The sequence below is a fragment of the Ruminococcus sp. RTP21198st1_G1_RTP21198_201120 genome, assembly GCF_040924265.1.
Taxonomy (GTDB): domain Bacteria; phylum Bacillota; class Clostridia; order Oscillospirales; family Ruminococcaceae; genus Hominimerdicola; species Hominimerdicola aceti.
Genome location: NZ_JBCOMH010000007.1, coordinates 90,078 through 106,920 on the forward strand (window position 1 = coordinate 90,078; position 16,843 = coordinate 106,920).

The 16,843-nt window shown below is 44.5% G+C and carries 13 protein-coding genes, 3 tRNA genes and 1 other annotated feature; of the genes, 6 read left to right on the forward strand and 10 right to left on the reverse strand.

The genetic code is table 11. The annotated features are described in order from the left end of the window. The first annotated feature begins 81 nt into the window (after positions 1 to 81). Complete coding sequence (locus AB5627_RS06135) at positions 82 to 1,245, forward strand: leucine-rich repeat domain-containing protein (protein WP_022287427.1); 1,164 nt, start codon at positions 82 to 84, stop codon at positions 1,243 to 1,245. A gap of 195 nt (positions 1,246 to 1,440) precedes the next feature. Here AB5627_RS06135 and AB5627_RS06140 read toward each other — a convergent pair. From AB5627_RS06140 to AB5627_RS06180, 9 genes are all read right to left on the reverse strand, one after another. Then, positions 1,441 to 1,518: transfer RNA gene (locus AB5627_RS06140), tRNA-His, on the reverse strand. A 54-nt stretch (positions 1,519 to 1,572) separates the two neighbouring features. After that, positions 1,573 to 1,649 (reverse strand) — tRNA-Arg (locus AB5627_RS06145). Positions 1,650 to 1,698: 49 nt separating this feature from the next. Further along, a tRNA-Gly gene (locus AB5627_RS06150) sits at positions 1,699 to 1,772 on the reverse strand. A 139-nt stretch (positions 1,773 to 1,911) separates the two neighbouring features. Continuing rightward, positions 1,912 to 2,652, reverse strand: a complete 741-nt coding sequence (locus AB5627_RS06155) for a TVP38/TMEM64 family protein (RefSeq protein WP_195248974.1) — start codon at positions 2,650 to 2,652, stop codon at positions 1,912 to 1,914. Between the two features lie 13 nt (positions 2,653 to 2,665). After that, a complete protein-coding gene (locus tag AB5627_RS06160) occupies positions 2,666 to 3,208 on the reverse strand; it encodes a hypothetical protein (RefSeq protein WP_046439958.1) in 543 nt (180 codons plus the stop codon). Positions 3,209 to 3,214: 6 nt separating this feature from the next. After that, a complete protein-coding gene (locus AB5627_RS06165) occupies positions 3,215 to 3,838 on the reverse strand; it encodes a DnaJ domain-containing protein (RefSeq protein WP_022287430.1) in 624 nt (207 codons plus the stop codon). After that, complete coding sequence (locus AB5627_RS06170) at positions 3,835 to 4,734, reverse strand: DUF5685 family protein (RefSeq protein WP_022287431.1); 900 nt, start codon at positions 4,732 to 4,734, stop codon at positions 3,835 to 3,837. The genes AB5627_RS06165 and AB5627_RS06170 overlap by 4 nt, the downstream gene beginning before the upstream one ends. Positions 4,735 to 4,968: 234 nt before the next feature. Next, on the reverse strand, positions 4,969 to 6,735 hold the full coding sequence (locus AB5627_RS06175; protein ID WP_368369734.1) for an ABC transporter ATP-binding protein: 1,767 nt from the start codon (positions 6,733 to 6,735) through the stop codon (positions 4,969 to 4,971). Then, a complete protein-coding gene (locus tag AB5627_RS06180; protein ID WP_368369735.1) occupies positions 6,728 to 8,467 on the reverse strand; it encodes an ABC transporter ATP-binding protein in 1,740 nt (579 codons plus the stop codon). The genes AB5627_RS06175 and AB5627_RS06180 overlap by 8 nt, the downstream gene beginning before the upstream one ends. 295 nt (positions 8,468 to 8,762) lie before the next feature. Next, positions 8,763 to 9,001: a binding site (T-box leader), on the forward strand. A 65-nt stretch (positions 9,002 to 9,066) separates the two neighbouring features. Between AB5627_RS06180 and tyrS the strand changes: the two genes are divergently transcribed. From tyrS to AB5627_RS06200, 4 genes are all read left to right on the forward strand, one after another. Further along, positions 9,067 to 10,284, forward strand: coding sequence for a tyrosine--tRNA ligase (gene tyrS / locus AB5627_RS06185; protein WP_022287434.1), 1,218 nt, complete (start codon positions 9,067 to 9,069; stop codon positions 10,282 to 10,284). A 200-nt stretch (positions 10,285 to 10,484) separates the two neighbouring features. Then, on the forward strand, positions 10,485 to 11,213 hold the full coding sequence (locus AB5627_RS06190) for a polyphosphate polymerase domain-containing protein (RefSeq protein ID WP_265290539.1): 729 nt from the start codon (positions 10,485 to 10,487) through the stop codon (positions 11,211 to 11,213). Beyond that, positions 11,206 to 11,910: a DUF4956 domain-containing protein gene (locus tag AB5627_RS06195; protein WP_022287436.1), complete on the forward strand. Its 705-nt coding sequence runs from the start codon at positions 11,206 to 11,208 to the stop codon at positions 11,908 to 11,910. Before AB5627_RS06190 ends, AB5627_RS06195 begins: the two co-directional genes overlap by 8 nt. Before the next feature lie 97 nt (positions 11,911 to 12,007). After that, entirely contained in the window at positions 12,008 to 13,951 is a 1,944-nt protein-coding gene (locus AB5627_RS06200) for a carbohydrate-binding domain-containing protein (RefSeq protein ID WP_368369736.1), read from the forward strand. 228 nt (positions 13,952 to 14,179) lie between these two features. On the opposite strand, the gene gap is transcribed toward AB5627_RS06200, so the two are convergent. Beyond that, the gene (gene gap, locus AB5627_RS06205; protein ID WP_022287438.1) at positions 14,180 to 15,217 is read right to left on the reverse strand and encodes a type I glyceraldehyde-3-phosphate dehydrogenase; all 1,038 of its coding nucleotides are present in this window, start codon (positions 15,215 to 15,217) and stop codon (positions 14,180 to 14,182) included. Between the two features lie 429 nt (positions 15,218 to 15,646). Here gap and AB5627_RS06210 point away from each other — a divergent pair, with 429 nt between their 5' ends. Beyond that, entirely contained in the window at positions 15,647 to 16,729 is a 1,083-nt protein-coding gene (locus AB5627_RS06210; protein WP_368369737.1) for a sensor histidine kinase, read from the forward strand. Positions 16,730 to 16,843: the final 114 nt, after the last annotated feature.

Sequence of the window (16,843 nt, forward strand, 5' to 3'; positions counted from 1 at the left end):
AATTTCATTAGAAAATACAGAAAACGTTTAAGTTCAGTTACGAGGTATATATTTATAGTGGGTATAATGGAGGTCACGCTGATGAAAAGCATTAATTTTATGGGCGACAATGGTTTCAAAGAAGCACTTGAGAGCGTTGGTGTAACTGCAAGCAGCAGTATCAGCAGCGAGAAGATCTCGGGCTGTTTTAAATATGTTACGGCTGACGATATGTGTATTATCACTGGATACTGCGGTGACAGCCATATCGAAGTGCTGGAGCTTCCTTTTGAGCTTCGTGGCAAAAAGGTCATAGCTGTTGCAGGCGGTGCTTTCGCACATCTTTACGACCTTAAATGTGCTGTTATCTCAAAGGACGTTGTTATCATCGGAAGAAAGGCATTTTACAAATGCTGTTCACTGGTGAATGTGACTATACCTGAGAGCGTAAGGTTTATTGGTGAGATGGCATTCTGCGGTTGTGAATCTCTGAGATTTGCGACTATACCTGACGGTGTGGAAAGGATACTGCCATTCACATTCTACAATTGCGACAGTTTGGAGAGAGCTGACCTGCCTGAGAGCGTAAGAGAGATCGGTGAGTCTGCATTCGGTTTCTGCTCTTCAATGAAAGAAATTTGTCTTAATGAAAATATAGTTTCCATAGGAAACGGAGCTTTCCAGAACTGCATTTCTCTGAGAGAGCTTGAGATACCGACAGCTATGATCGAGATCGCAGAGAATGCTTTCACATTCTGCTCAGGTCTGGAAGCGGTCTCTATACCATTTGGAATCGAGGCTGTTGGCGACTACGCATTCTTCGGCTGCTCTGCTCTGAAAAAGGTTGAGTTCGCAGGATCTGTAAGAAAGATAGGCGAGTGTGCATTTGCACTTTGTGAGAAGCTCGAGAGCGTTTATCTTCCTGATTCCGTTAGCAGAATAGGCAAGAGAGCGTTTGCTCAGAATACTGTAGTTAAGACGGTGAGAATATCAGGCAAGATCGCTTATGTTGGAAGCGAGGCTTTCCGTGGCTGTAATGCTTTGAGAGAAGTTGTTATCCCATCATCTGTGAAGAAGCTTGGCGCAAAGGCTTTCGTGGATTGCTCTGAGTTACGAAGCGTTGTTATTCAGCATGGTGCCGATGGCATTGCGGAGGACGCTTTTGAGAGAGGTGCCGCCTTGATTACTGCTGACGCTGTTCCTGCACTTGATGACGAAACATTCAGGATAGCCGAGGCTGTTTACAACAAAAATTTCGCTTTATAAAATATATAACCTCTGGATCGGGGCGGCAGCTTTTAAGTTGCCGTCCTTTTTCTGTCTATTTGCAGGTGGGATATATTTCAAGTCGGTAGGATATAGGTCATTGTCGTAGGTACATAAAAAACGAGCGACCAAAGGTCGCCCTGCGATATGTAAACAAAAAAAAAATACGCTCTGCATAATGCAGAACGTATTCAGTGGGGTGGGTAGTGAGATTCGAACTCACGGTCTTCAGTGCCACAAACTGACGCGTTAGGCCAGCTACGCTATACCCACCATACATATTAGAAGAAAATACTCGCAGCAGATTTTCATCTGGAACGAGTTTAATGGTACGCCATACTGGATTCGAACCAGTGACCTACCGCTTAGAAGGCGGTTGCTCTATCCAACTGAGCTAATGACGCATACTGTACTCATTGATATCTCAAACTCGGATAAAAGTTTAAGATATATTGGAGCGGGTGATGGGAATCGAACCCACATGACCAGCTTGGAAGGCTGGAGTTCTACCACTGAACTACACCCGCATACTGCCTGACCAGGCTTTTTTGGTGGTCTTTCAAGCTTACCGCTCAATCAACGATATTTATTATACCACTACAAGAGCCTTTTGTCAAGCACTTTTTTATATTTTTTTCATCTAAACTCAACTTTGTGCAACTTTACTTATTTGTTCTTCTTATGTTGTTTCATTTTATTCACTATAACATCTTTAAACAAAAAGCCAACGATACCTGCTACTAGAGCTACTCCAAGCACCACAAGAGCAACCGTGAAGTTACCGCTTTTTACATTGCTCCCCAAAATCGTGGAGAGCATTATTGCCGGAAGTCTGCAAGGCATGACATAATAGAAAAAATCCTTCTTGCTTATGGGAGTCAGGGGGACGATATATGAGATAACGTCCTTGGGTATTCCCGGTATGAGATAGAGGATTATAAGGATAACGGTTAGCTTTTTCTCATTTTGCAGGAATTTGAATTTTTTTAGCTGTTTCTCGTCAACAAAGGCTTCCACTATCGGTCTGCCAAATTTTTTCACAAGCACGAATATTGCCATTGTGCCAAGGAGCGTACCTAAGAATGATAGCAACCCGCCCCAGAACCAGCCGAACAGCACTCCACCCACCACTTGTATAGGCGGTATGACCGCTATGACCACTTGAAGAGCTTGTATGAAAGTAAAGATAAGCACTCCCACAATGCCACTGTAGTTATCTAGTTTACGCTCCAAGGCCGCAATGCCTGCCTTGCTGTGAAGCGCTTTTATAAGAGGTATACACGCCACTATAGCCATTGCTATGACCGCTATTATTGCAACAAGGCTTATTATCTGTATTTTTTTCTTGTGCCTTGCAGTTTGTATTTTCGCCTCGTTTAATATTTCTTTCTCTTGTTCTTCGTTCATAAAAACGTCACCGTCATTTTCTTCTGAGTATTTTTTTCCTAAACCAATTTATGTACATATCTGTCAACTGTGTGAGGGCATAGTCATAAATAAAGAAAAACAGGTTCGCCGCCGCCCACAGAACAAGCACGGCATACTTGCCAAACATCTCCATGCCCTCGAGCATATCCACCGAAGTAAAGATATACTGAAATGCCAAAAAGAAGATGACTATCGCCACATTGAACACTGCAAGCTTTATTGCCCACACCAATAGGCGGTTTTTCTTTTGGTCGAGATAATATTTAAGTATTGGATAATACCCCATGAACAATATGAAAAGCAGGGTTGCTTCATAATTTGGGGTTACGAAAATGCTCAGCAGGCTCACTGCACAATAGGTGGCTATCGCCCAGTTTTTATCCACCTCCACTATCATCACAACCATCATGAAGCCGGCGAAGGTCGGGATAGTATAATCGAGCATGGGCAAAAAGCTGCTTGAAAACATCAAAAGCAGGCAGACAGCAGAGCATATGCCGCCAAGTGCCACTCGAAAAGCTATTTTATTTCTCATGATTATTTAGCAGCACGGTATAAGGTCGCCGCCCATCATTTCACAGCAGCAGTCTGCACAGCAAAGGGAGGAACAGCAGTCAGGGCCGCTCATGCCGCCTGCTTGGTAGCCCTGAGTTGGGTTGCCGCTCATATAGCCGCTTCGCTGTCTGTTCATCTGGGCTAACACGCTTTGATACTCCATGTTATTAGGGTCGAGCTGGACGGCTCTTGTGAAGTTGTTATAAGCCTCATTGAGCCAGCCTCTGCGGTGGCAGATAGTGCCTTTAAGGAAATACCACTCGGCATTTCTTTCCGAGGAGGACACATTATCAAGTATCTGATCTGCCTGAGTATAGCTTCCGCTTTGGATAAGGCTTCTGATATAGCCTGAGTCAAAGCCCTGCGAAGAGGCATAGCCGTCATAGCCGCTTTCTGCGGACTGGTATCCTCCCCCACGTCTTGAAGTCATGATCTGATCGTAGGCGGCGTTTATCTCGGACATTTTCTCCTCAGCTACGTCAGCTAGGGGGTTATCCTGATACTGATCGGGGTGATATTTTTTCACAAGCTCTTTATAAGCTGATTTTATTTCAGCGTCTGAAGCTGTTGGGGATACGCCTAAAATTTTATAAGGGTCTTTGGAGATCATTGATCGTTATTTCCTTTCCTGTTATTGCGGAATTTTCCGCTTCTTATTTGAGTATAGACATTCTTAAGTCCAAGATACACGATATTATCAAGTATATCACGATATCTTTTAAGATTGAGCTTCACATAGATATCTGCCATTTCGCCCAGTGTGAAGTTTATGCTGTCATCGCAAAAGGCGTGGACTTGTTTCAGATAGTCAGCATTTATGCCCTCGGTGGGTGGAAATTTTGCAAGGAGCGGATTGTAGCTTTCACTCTCGTGGTCGTCGGGCAGGTCGTCAAGAGCGTCGCAGATATAGATAAATCTGCCGAGAAGGTAGCCGAATCGTTCAAGGAGCGGTCGGCGTTGGTCATGCTTGCTTGTAAGTCCGCCTGCAACGGCTTGCATCATAAGTGCGGTAGGCTCGCAGGCAAGGTCTATGCCTGCTGTTTTTTCACGCTCTATTTTATTTTGCAATTCCATTGCGTTTTCAACGGCAGGTGCAAGATCCGGATAAAGGCGAGCCGCTTTCTTATAGGGCTTTTTGAAAAAAGGCAGAAGTGCAAATGCGGCAAGCTTGCCTTTTAGCCCTTTATCGGCTATATCGTCACGGAGCTTATGATATGTGAGTATCACGGCGGCTGAGGACGTATATTTAAGATTACAGGTACACTTTGCGCACATAGTCTTTTTAAGAGGGTGTGCGATACAGCGTTGCTTTTCTGCGTCAAGCTTTACTCCCCTCACAGAGAGATCCATAAGGGAGAGAAATGCGAAATCATAGCTAAGGGTAAAGCGTGTCACAAAGCCATAGCGCCTGCCCATATCCTTACAGAGTCCGCAGTAGACAGCTTTATAGATATCATATTCAAACATTCGCATATAGGGTTTGAAAGGGCGGACATATCCGAACATAGGCACTCCTTAGGTTTTCGTTACTATACATTATAAAACACGATTGTGTATATCCCGTGAAATATATAACATTATACAACAATTTTAAGATAAAAGTCAATAATTTTTATGATAAAAATAAGGGTGGGGTAATGGAGGGATCGAAAAGACGGACGGGATAAAAAAATAGGGCAAAATACAAAAGGGCGACCAAAGGCCGCCCCTATATCAGGTTTTTATAAACAAACGCTGGGATCAGGTCACAGCAAACTGGGAGTTATAGAGGTTGGCGTAGAAGCCGTTCTTTGCCATAAGCTCGTCATGGCTTCCCTGCTCTACTATGTGTCCCGAATCCATTACTATGATAGTATCTGCGTTCTTGATAGTAGAAAGTCTATGGGCGATTATAAAGCTCGTTCTTCCCTGCATCATTTTCTCAAAGGCACGCTGTACCAATATCTCGGTACGGGTATCTATAGACGATGTAGCTTCGTCCAGAATGAGCATTGGCGGCAGGGAGAGCATTACTCGTGCGATACAGAGAAGCTGTTTCTGTCCTGCGGAGATAGTGCTGTAGCTGTCTGAAATAACGGTATCATAGCCCTTTGGCAGACGCTTTATAAAGCCGTGACAATGGGCTGACTTGGCGGCGGCTATCATTTCTTCCTCGGTGGCGTCAGGCTTGCCGTAACAGAGGTTCTCTCTTATGGTGCCTGTTTTCAGCCACGTTTCCTGCAAGACCATGCCGTACATACTTCTCATGGAGTCACGGGTACAATCCTTTATAGGCTCGCCGCTTATGCGTATCTCGCCGCTGTCGGTGTCGTAAAATCTCATAAGGAGGTTTATCATGGTGGTCTTGCCACAGCCTGTTGGTCCTACGATAGCTGTACGCTGACCGCTCTTTACATGGAGGTTAAAATTCTCGATAAGCTTCACATCAGGCACATAGCTGAATGACACGTTGTCAACGTCTAATGTTCCGTCAACGGAGGTAAGGACAGTAGCGTTAGAGCTGTCAGGTATCTCCTCTGTTTCGTCTATGACCTCAAAGACACGCTTTGCAGAAGCGAATGCACTTTGAAGCTCGGTGATAACGCCTGATATTTCATTGAAAGGCTTTGTATACTGATTTGCATAGGTTAGGAAACAGCTAAGGTTACCAACTGTAAAGCCCACGCCTTTTATTACAGAGAGTGCGCCCACGATACCGACAGCCATGTAGACGAGGTTGTTTACAAAACGTGTGCATGGGTTGGTGAGTGAGGAGAAGAATGTGGCGTTAAGTCCAACTTTCTGGAGTTTCAGGTTCACTTCTTCAAACTGCTCCTCAGCTTCTTCCTGATAGCCGAATGCTGTTACTACCTTCTGATTGCCTGTCATTTCTTCAACAAGGCTGGTCATGTCGCCTCTTGCAACTGATTGCTGGTGGAAAAGCTTGAATGTGTTCTTGGCGATAAATCTTGCGACAAATAGGGAAAGCGGAGTGAGGATAACCACGATAAGGGTTATTTTCACGTTTATGGAGAGCATGAAGCCAAGTGTACCAAAAATTGTACATACGCCTGTAAAGAGCTGTGAAAAGCCCATGAGAAGTCCGTCTGACACCTGCTCCAAGTCGGAGATTATACGGCTGATTATATCACCGTGAGGGTGGGAGTCGATATAAGAAAGGGGTAGCTTTTGGAGCTTTGCGAAAGCATCGTTTCGGATATCTCTTACCACGCAATAGGTTATCTTATTTGTACAAAGTGACATGAGCCACTGGGCAATGCCTGTTACGGTGACTGTTACGCCAAGCTTGATGATGATATTGATAATTCCGTCAAAATCTACAAGTCCCTTGGCTATGATAAGGTCAACAGCGTTGCCCACGAGGATAGGAGCATAAAGGGTGGTGGCAACGGTTATGACTGCAAAGACCATAGACAGGACGAACAGCCACATATGAGGTTTTGCGTATCTGAGAAGCGGTCTGAGAGCGGAGGTATCAAGCTTGTTTTTTGTGCTTTGTTTAGCCATTTGCCTGCGCCTCCTTTTCTGAAAGCTGTGAAAGGCATATTTCTTTATATACCTCGCAGCCCTTATAAAGCTCTGAATGAGTGCCGATACCTGCTATTTTGCCATCGTCAAGAACGATTATCTTATCGGCACTTTTTATAGATGAGATCCTCTGTGAAACTATGAAAACGGTCATGCCGCTTGTTTTTTCGTGGATAGCTTTTCTTAGTCTTGCATCTGTGGCAAGGTCAAGGGCGGAGGCTGAGTCATCGAGAATGAGTATCTCAGGATCACCAACCAATGCTCTTGCAATGGTAAGTCTTTGACGCTGACCGCCTGAGAGGTTCTTGCCCTCCTGCAAGATCATCTCGTCAAGCTTATCAGGCTTTTTCTCTACAAAATCTTTCGCCTGAGCGATATCAAGAGCGTTCCAGATATCCTCGTCCGTGGCGTTTTTATCACGCCACTGCATATTATGTCTTATAGTACCCTTAAAGAGGACGGCTTTCTGAGGAACAATGCCTATCATACCTCTGAGCTGTGAGAATGGGTACTCTTTTACGTCAACGCCGTCAACAAGGACTTCGCCCTGACGGACGTCATAGAACCTTGGGATAAGGTTGATAAGAGAGGTCTTGCCTGAGCCTGTACCGCCGATTATACCGATAGTTTCGCCTTTCATGACTTTGAAGCTTATATCCGAAAGGGAGTCGGCTTCGGCTGATGCGTACGAGAAGAAACAGTTCCTAAACTCTACGCATGGGGCATTACCGTCAGTTGCGACAGGCTTATTATTCTTATCGGATACACTTGGCTCCACAGCGAAAACGTCATTTATTCTGATAGCGGAAGCCTGCATTTTGGTGATATTTGTAACGAGTATCGCCATAGCAAGGAGTGCCAAGAGTATCTGGTTCATATAGTTTACAAGGGCTATCACTTCGCCCTGTGAGATAGAGCCTGAATAAACTGTTTTGCCGCCAAACCAAATGATAGCGATGATAGCGAAGTTTACGATAACATAGGTGGCAGGGTTCATAAGGGCGGAAATTCTTCCTGCGATAATCTGCTGACGTTTGAGCTCTTCGGTATTATCAGCGAACTCTTTTTCCTCGTCTTTCTGACGGGAAAATGCTCTGATAACTCTTGCACCTGTGAGAGTTTCGCTTGTCATAAGGTTAGTTTTATCCAGCTTTTTCTGGATATTCTTATACTGCGGGATAGTGATGTGCATTATAAGGTAGATAACATAGGCAAGGCAAGGTGCGATTATCAGGAAGATAAGGGTAAGCTTCACTGAGATAGAGAATGCCATTATGATTGAGCCTAAAACGATAAAAGGCGAACGAAGAAACAGACGAAGGAGGATATTCACGCCCTGCTGAGCGGTATTGATATCCGCTGTCATTCGTGTGACGAGGGTATGGCTTCCAACGCTGTCTATTTCCGCATAGGACAGTGAATTGATATGCTTGAAAAGGTCACGTCTGAGGGCTGTTCCAAAGCCCAATGACGCTTTTGCAGCAAAATACTGAGCAGTCAGCGAACACGCGAGTCCGCAGAAGGCGAGGAGAACAAGCACGCCGCCCATTTTATAGATGTAGGGCTTATCTTGATTTTTTATACCCACGTCAATGATATTAGCCATAACGAGTGGCACTGCAAGCTCGAAGCAGGCTTCGATAAGCTTAAACAGCGGACCGATTATGCTTTCTTTTTTATAGTTTTTCAGATACCTAAAAAGCTTCAGCATTTTTCTTTCTCCCAACTAAATAAAATCATATAAATTTTATTATATCATATGTTTTTGTACAATTGTAGACGAATAAGTTAATTCTTTAAAAAAGTGGGGGATAATGCAGGGGTAAAAAGTTTGCCCCTACAATAATCATCGCCGCAGGCGATACCTTCATTCCTCATTTCTCACTCCTCATTCCTCATTCCTCATTCCTCATTCCTCATTCCTCATTCCTCACTCCTCATTCCTCACTTCTAGCAAAAAGGGGTTGACAAAAGGGTGAAAGTGTGCTATAGTCATATCAATAGGTTTAAATGCTATGACGGAAATAAGTAGCCTTTTGCGAAATTTCAGAGAGCTTTCGGTCGGTGCGAGAAAGCATTTCTACAAAGTGTGAATACATTCCTGAGCTGTTCGCTGAGAAAGCTTTTGCGTAAGGCGAAACGGTTTGCACACGTTACCGTGCTATGGCTTCGCTTTCTGCTGAGCCTGTAAGGTCGGGAGTTTCCCCGATAAACTGAGGTGGTACCACGATAATTCGTCCTCTGACAGATATTCTGTCAGGGGATTTTTTTATTTATGTACCGCAAAAAAATAATACGGAGGTATGAAAAATGACAGTATTTGAAGAACTGAAAAGAAGAGGTCTTCTCGCTCAGCTCACTGACGAGGAGGAGATAAAGGAGCTTATCAACGCTGGTAAGGCTACTTTCTACATTGGTTTTGACCCAACTGCTGATTCTCTACACGTTGGTCACTTTATGGCGCTTTGTCTTATGAAGCGTTTGCAAATGGCAGGCAACAAGCCTATCGTTCTTATCGGAGGCGGTACGGCTATGATAGGCGACCCGTCAGGCAAAACAGATATGAGAAAAATGATGACAAAGGAAACTATCAACCACAATGTTGAATGTTTCAAAAAGCAGATGTCACACTTCATTGATTTTTCTGATGACAAGGCTATTATCGTAAACAATGGCGATTGGCTTCTCGACCTTAATTATGTGGACGTACTTCGTGACGTTGGCGCTTGCTTCTCTGTAAACAAGATGCTTACATTCGAGTGCTACAAGCAGAGAATGGAAAGGGGTCTTACTTTCCTTGAATTTAACTACATGATAATGCAGTCCTACGATTTCTACAGACTTTTCCAGGATTACGGCTGTAATATGCAGTTCGGCGGTGACGATCAGTGGGCTAATATGCTGGGCGGCACTGAGCTTATTAGAAAGAAGCTTGGCAAGGACGCTTATGCAATGACTATCACTCTCCTGCTCAACTCTGAGGGCAAGAAAATGGGCAAGACAGAAAAGGGCGCAGTATGGCTCGACCCTGAAAAAACTTCTCCATACGAGTTCTATCAGTATTGGAGAAACGTTGGCGACGCTGATGTTATCAAGTGCCTGAAGATGCTCACATTCGTTCCTATCGAGGAGATAGAGGAAATGGAGAAACACATGGAGGGTGCTGAATACAACAAGGCTAAGGAGCTTTTGGCTTACGAGCTGACAAAGCTTGTTCACGGCAAGGAGGAGGCTGACAAGGCTGACGCTGCGGCAAAGGCTATTTTTGCAGGCGGTGGAAACAGCGACGATATGCCTAGCACGACTATTGCGGCGGCTGATCTTACTGACGGCAAGATAGGTATTCTTACGCTTCTCGTTAAGTGCGGACTTTGCCCTTCAAATGGCGAGGCTAGACGTCTTGTTACACAGAACGGTATTGCAGTGAATGGCGAGAAGTTCACTGACCCTAAGGGTCTTGTTGATCTCTCTGAGCCTGTTGTTATCAAAAAGGGTAAGAAGATCTTCCACAAGGCTATTGCGGAATAATATAGTGCAAAATAATTTCCACGGGTGGACAGAAGTTCACCCGTTTTTTGTATACAAATATATGGTATTTTGCAATATTCATAAACATTCACACAAAATACATATAAGGTTTAGCTATATTTAAAGTTATTCATATATACTTTTAATCAAAGGAAAGTTTACACGAAGCATACGAAAAAATCACGAAAAGAGGCGTGGATATGAATGGCAATCAGGAAGTGTTCAGACGGATAGAGAAAAAATATATCGTTGATGAACCGACTTATGAAAAGCTTATAAAAAAGCTCGATGGGCATTTTGTCAAAGACAGATATTACAAAAGCACTATCTGCAACATATATTATGACACACCAAGTCATCAGCTTGTGAGAAACTCCATTGAAAAGCCTGTTTACAAGGAAAAGCTGAGAGTGAGGAGCTACGGCGTACCTAATGATGAAGACATGGTCTTTGTGGAGCTTAAAAAGAAATACAAGGGTGTGGTCTATAAGAGGCGTATTGAAATGACTCTTGCACAGACCCGTGATTTCTTTGCAGGCAAAGAGGTACCTCATGATAATCCGCAGATAGAGAACGAGCTGAAATATTTTCTCAAATTCTATGAGGGCATTGCTCCTGCTATGTATCTTAGCTATGACAGGCTTGCTTACTGCGGTGCGGAAGACCCGTCCCTTAGGCTGACCTTTGACACGCACATTCTTTACCGTGAGGAGCAAAAGGAGCTTGACAAGGGCATATGGGGAAAAGAGCTTCTGCCTGCTGGCATGAGGGTAATGGAGATAAAGATACCAAATGCTATGCCACTTTGGTTATCGGCTATACTTGATGAACTGGAGATATATCCTGCGTCATTCTCAAAATACGGAACTGCGTATCTTAACGAGTTTTCTGAAAAAATACATAAAGGTAAGGTGATAAGCTGTGCTTAATTCAACTACTCTTGCGGCTACTACTGTGACCACCACTGAAACGACCGTGGCGGCGATAACTACAAACGAATTTATTTTCTGCACTGCGGCGTCTTTGGTGCTTGGTCTTATAATAGCGTTTGCATTCAACTTTAGGCAGAAAAAGACAAAAAGCTTTATGATGACGCTTGCTTTGCTGCCTGTGATAGTACAGGTAGTGATAATGCTTGTAAACGGAAACATCGGTACTGGTGTGGCTGTTATGGGTGCATTCAGCTTGGTAAGATTCCGTTCTGTACCGGGAAGTGCAATGGACATTTGTGCTATATTCCTTTCAATGGCGGTTGGTCTTGCGACGGGCACGAACCACTTGGCGTTGGCTCTTATGCTTGCTGTGTGCGTGAGCCTGCTGAACATTATTTACACGCTTCTGCCTATTGGCAAAAAGAAGTCGGGTCACAAGGATCTTAGTATCACTATCCCTGAAAGCCTTGATTACACTGAGGTATTTGACGATATATTTGAAAAGTATCTTTCAGAATGTGAGCTTGTTTCGGTAAAGACCACAAATATGGGAAGCCTTTTCAAGCTGAGATATCGCATAGAGCTAAAGGGTGATGCTAACGAAAAGCAGCTTATTGACGAACTTAGATGCAGAAACGGCAACCTTGAGATAATGTGTGCAGTGGCAGCAGACATTGAGGAACAATCATTCTGACAAAATAACAAAAGTATCCATAAGCAAAACCGCACAAGGCTAAAGCGGTCTTGTGCGGTTTTTTCAACCTTTTTTACCATACAAGGGGGTATTTTTCATGAAAATTTCGGACACTAAAAAGCTGGCAGCTATCACGGCGGCGTTTTTTATCACGGTCACGGCTTTTTCAGGCTGTTCAGAGAGTGCAAGTTCTTCACAGACCACAAACAGTGTTTCTCAGTCGGCAAAGTCTGACATTGACGCAAGCATTGCGGCAGAGGACATTGACGTTGGATATGACGAGGAAAGCTCAATAGGGATTACATTTGCTGATGGCAGTGCAGCTATAGACGGTGAGGGTGCGACCGCTGAGGGGGAAACTGTTACCATTTCGCAGGCAGGCACTTACATTCTTTCAGGCACGGCGACCAACGGCAGGATAATCGTTTCAGCGGACAAGACGGCTGAAATAAAGCTTATTTTCAATGGAGTTGACATAACTTGTGCTGACAACGCTCCCCTGCTTGTGAGCAAAGCTAAAAAAGTTTATATCGTGCTGGAGGACGGCACAGAGAACGTTTTGACGGACAGTGCAAGCTACTCTTTAGGAGAAGATGACAGCAACACAGACGGTGCTATTTTCTCCAAAGCCGACCTTACTATAAACGGCAGCGGTACACTTACTGTGAATGCAAACTACAAGCACGGCATAGTTTCAAAGGACGATCTTGTTATCACTGACGGAAATATCAATGTGACCTCGGCTTCAACCGCTATGGAAGGCAAGGACAGTGTTAAGATATCTGGCGGAACAGTCAACATTTCCGCAGGCACGAACGGCATAAAATCCACTAACACAGAGGCTTCTGACAAAGGCTTTATAAGCGTGACAGGGGGAAGCTTCACAGTAGTCGCAAACAATGACGCATTCGAGGCGGAAACTGTGCTTTCTATCGAGGGCGGAAGCTTTGACATCACCACAGGCGGTGGAAGTGCAAACGCTTCTATGAAGTCTGACGGCACGCCAAACAGAAATTGGCAGAACAACATGAGCAACGGTGGTGGTGGTCCGAACGGAATGGGCAGACCTGACGATAACGGAAACGGCACGGGAGGCAAACCGCCTGCAATGCCTACGTCTGACGACACAGGGCTTACCATAGAAACTGCTGCTAACACGACCACTGACAGCACAGATACAACGGACAGCACTTCAACATCTGCAAAGGCTTTAAAGGCAGGCAGCGAGGTAAACATAAGCGACGGCGAGTTCAAGATAGATTCGGCAGACGATTCAGTACACAGCAACGGAAACATTGTTATAACAGGGGGAAACATTTCTGCGGCATCGGGTGACAATGGAATGCACGCTGACGGAAATCTGACCATATCAGACGGCATTGTAGACATCACAAAGAGCTACGAGGGTATCGAGGGGTCTATCGTAACAATAGACGGTGGCACCATATCAGTGGTAGCAAGCGATGACGGAATAAACTGCGCAGGCGGAAGCGACACTGGATCAACAGACAGAATGGATGCTGACCAATTCTCGTCACAGGACGGTGTTGAACTTAACATCAACGGAGGAACTGTAACCATTGACGCTGACGGCGACGGACTTGACTCAAATGGCAACTTCACAATGGCAGGCGGTACAGTTTACGTTTGCGGACCTACTAACGGTGGCAACGGTGCACTTGACTACAACGGCACTGCAACTGTAACAGGGGGAACGCTCATCGCCTGTGGTGCAGTTGGAATGGAAGAAGGCTTCGGTGACAGCTCCACACAATACAGTGTTCTGCACGATCTTGGTTCGACAGTTTCAGCAAACGAAAAACTGACTATCACTGACAGTGACGGCAAGGAGATCTTAAGCTTTACCCCTACAAAGACTTGGCAGAGCGTTGTATTCACAACCGCTGACCTGAAGGAAGGCGAAACCTACACCATTACGGCAGGGTCGCAGTCGGAAACCGTGACTATTGACGGCATTGTTACTTCTAATTCCACGGGAATGAGCTTTGGCAGAGGTCATGGCGGAGGACGTGGTTTCTGATATGAACGACAAAAGGACGAACTTGGGGTTCGTCCTTTTTTTGTGTTGCCATAAGGCTGCGATTGGCAAGCGGACGACCAAAGGTCGCCCCTACATTTGTGTAATATAAATCGTAGGGACTAACAGTGTTTACCCATTTTTGCTCACCTTTGTTGTATACATACGCAAAAAAAGACCGCCTCATGATGAAGCGGTCTTTAGTAAGCAATTTAGTTTTGGCTGTGCAGATTATGCAAGTTCAGCAAAGTACTTGATTGTTCTTACCATCTGTGATGTGTAAGAGTTCTCGTTGTCGTACCAAGAAACTACCTGTACCTCATAGAGGTCATCAGCGATCTTAGATACCATTGTCTGAGTAGCATCGAAGAGTGAACCAAATCTCATGCCGATAACGTCAGAAGAAACGATTGGATCCTCGTTGTAGCCAAATGACTCAGAAGATGCAGCCTTCATAGCAGCGTTGATGCCTTCAACTGTTACGTCAGCACCCTTTACAACTGCTGTAAGGATTGTTGTTGAACCAGTTGGAACTGGAACTCTCTGTGCAGAACCGATGAGCTTGCCGTTAAGCTCTGGGATAACAAGACCGATAGCCTTTGCAGCACCTGTTGAGTTAGGAACGATGTTTGCAGCACCAGCTCTTGCTCTTCTCAGGTCACCCTTTCTGTGAGGACCGTCAAGGATCATCTGGTCGCCTGTGTAAGCATGGATAGTGCTCATGATACCGCTCTGGATAGGAGCATACTTGTTAAGAGCATTAGCCATAGGAGCAAGACAGTTTGTTGTGCAAGATGCAGCAGAAATGATTGTATCGTCTGCTGTAAGTGTCTTCTCGTTTACTGAGTAAACGATAGTCTTGAGGTCGTTACCAGCAGGAGCTGAGATAACTACCTTCTTAGCACCAGCATCGAGGTGAGCCTGGCTCTTAGCCTTTGATGTATAGAAGCCTGTGCACTCGAGAACTACGTCTACACCAAGCTTGCCCCAAGGACAATCCTTAGCGTCCTTTTCTGCATAAATCTGAAGAGTCTTGCCGTCAACAGTGATAGTATTAGCCTCATCGTCAGCTGATACTGTGTGAAGGTTCTCACCGATCTTACCACAGTAACCGCCCTGAGCTGTATCATACTTAAGAAGATCAGCGAGCATTGAAGGCTTTGTCAGGTCGTTGATTGCAACTACCTCGTAGCCCTCTGCGCCAAACATCTGTCTGAATGCAAGACGTCCAATACGTCCAAAACCATTAATTGCGACTTTAACTGCCATAATTAATTTACCTCCTAAAAATTTTTCTGTATTTATTATACTACATTTTTCTATACATTGCAAGTGTTTTTACAAAAAACTTAGAACTTTTTTTCTTTAAGGCAATACCGCACAAAGATTGTGCGTCAGATGCGTAGTCAGATTTTTTCGTCAGGTCACATAAAAATTCCGCAGGCATACTGTCATATGTCAAGGGATTTTTGTGTGATATGACGGAAAATCCGCAAGCAGATGGCGTGCAAAGCCGTCAGGCGGGCTTTGTGCGGTGTTGCCTTAAAACTTCACCGTAAAGCCATCTGAGTCTTGATCCGTCAAAGCACTGCTAAATTCTTTAAAATATGATCAAATATTGATGATTTTTTATTGACTACCCCGACAGTTTAGGTTATAATATTTACATGAGATCTTTATGAAAGGCAGGCTAACAAAGTGGAACTGACATCTTCTGTGAAAGAGATATACGCTCAGTCTGGGGAAAACATTATCCTCACTGACGCTGAGCTTAATGTCATTTGGAAAAATCATGGTGATCTGCCTGATGTTATAGATATTTCTGCTTTATGCGATACTCCGGAAAACGCTTTCATTCTGCCTGTTGAAAAGACAGCTACCTTTGAATATAAGGGCAGGTTTGCAGACTCGGCGGCAATGCGGTTTGAACCACTGAGAGATAATGGCATTATAACGAATTATCTCATACACTATTACTCCTGCATGGACATAGAACGTCTTTCGGACAAGTCTGGATATTTACGCTTCAAATCGAATTTTCTCGGCAACATAAGGATGGAGCTTTCTAAAATGTTAGCGATGCTTGACAGCCAAAAGAAATCCTTCTCTTCAAAAGCCGGCACTGAATATGAGCATTTTGACCATGAGGCAAGGCTTCGTATACTAAAGACATTTTCCGCAACGGTGAACATGACAGAACTTGCAAAATATTTCAGTGGCAATTTCACAACTGAATATCAGAGCCTATCAGACATATGCGGTGAGGTATGCGACGAAGAAGGCAATTTGCTTGAGGAGGACGGATGTATTTTCAGATACTCCATTGACCCGTGCATTTATTTTGAAACAAACAAAAGCCTTATTAAAAATGTGCTTGTAAATCTGCTTGTGAACGCATATATGTACAATGACAAGGAACAGCGGCAGGTGGAGCTTATCCTAAAAACCGAGGACGACAGGATAATACTGTCAGTAAGTGATAACGGCAATGGCATGACAGACGATGTATGGCAGGCGGCTATCACGCCATTTGGCACATTCCAGAAATACAGTAGCAGCGAGGCGTTGGGGCTTGCACTGGCAAAATGCTTTTGCGACCGTTTTGACGGTGAACTAAGCTATCGCAGCGAGATCGGCAAAGGCACTTGTGTGACCATGAGTTTCCCATGTGACAGCCGTGGTTTGCCAAAAGAGTTTCATGTGAGCAGAATGCCACCCATACCGAACCCATACGGCAGTACCTACTGCATAATGGCTAAAGGGCTTGACCCGCTGAAATAGGATAGATAAACACTTGGAACAGACAAACAAATTTTAATATAATGCGCAGCGTTGAAAAGCGGGACGTCGTATTTCTGCAAAGCGGAAATTGCGTCGCTCCCCTACAACGTACAT

Bases quoted from the DNA above. Each gene is read 5' to 3' on its own strand.
- AB5627_RS06135 (WP_022287427.1), top strand. From the start codon at position 82: ATGAAAAGCATTAATTTTATGGGCGACAATGGTTTCAAAGAAGCACTT.
- AB5627_RS06155 (WP_195248974.1), bottom strand. From the start codon at position 2,652: ATGAACGAAGAACAAGAGAAAGAAATATTAAACGAGGCGAAAATACAA.
- AB5627_RS06160 (WP_046439958.1), bottom strand. From the start codon at position 3,208: ATGAGAAATAAAATAGCTTTTCGAGTGGCACTTGGCGGCATATGCTCT.
- AB5627_RS06165 (WP_022287430.1), bottom strand. From the start codon at position 3,838: ATGATCTCCAAAGACCCTTATAAAATTTTAGGCGTATCCCCAACAGCT.
- AB5627_RS06170 (WP_022287431.1), bottom strand. From the start codon at position 4,734: ATGTTCGGATATGTCCGCCCTTTCAAACCCTATATGCGAATGTTTGAA.
- AB5627_RS06175 (WP_368369734.1), bottom strand. From the start codon at position 6,735: ATGGCTAAACAAAGCACAAAAAACAAGCTTGATACCTCCGCTCTCAGA.
- AB5627_RS06180 (WP_368369735.1), bottom strand. From the start codon at position 8,467: ATGCTGAAGCTTTTTAGGTATCTGAAAAACTATAAAAAAGAAAGCATA.
- tyrS (WP_022287434.1), top strand. From the start codon at position 9,067: ATGACAGTATTTGAAGAACTGAAAAGAAGAGGTCTTCTCGCTCAGCTC.
- AB5627_RS06190 (WP_265290539.1), top strand. From the start codon at position 10,485: ATGAATGGCAATCAGGAAGTGTTCAGACGGATAGAGAAAAAATATATC.
- AB5627_RS06200 (WP_368369736.1), top strand. From the start codon at position 12,008: ATGAAAATTTCGGACACTAAAAAGCTGGCAGCTATCACGGCGGCGTTT.
- gap (WP_022287438.1), bottom strand. From the start codon at position 15,217: ATGGCAGTTAAAGTCGCAATTAATGGTTTTGGACGTATTGGACGTCTT.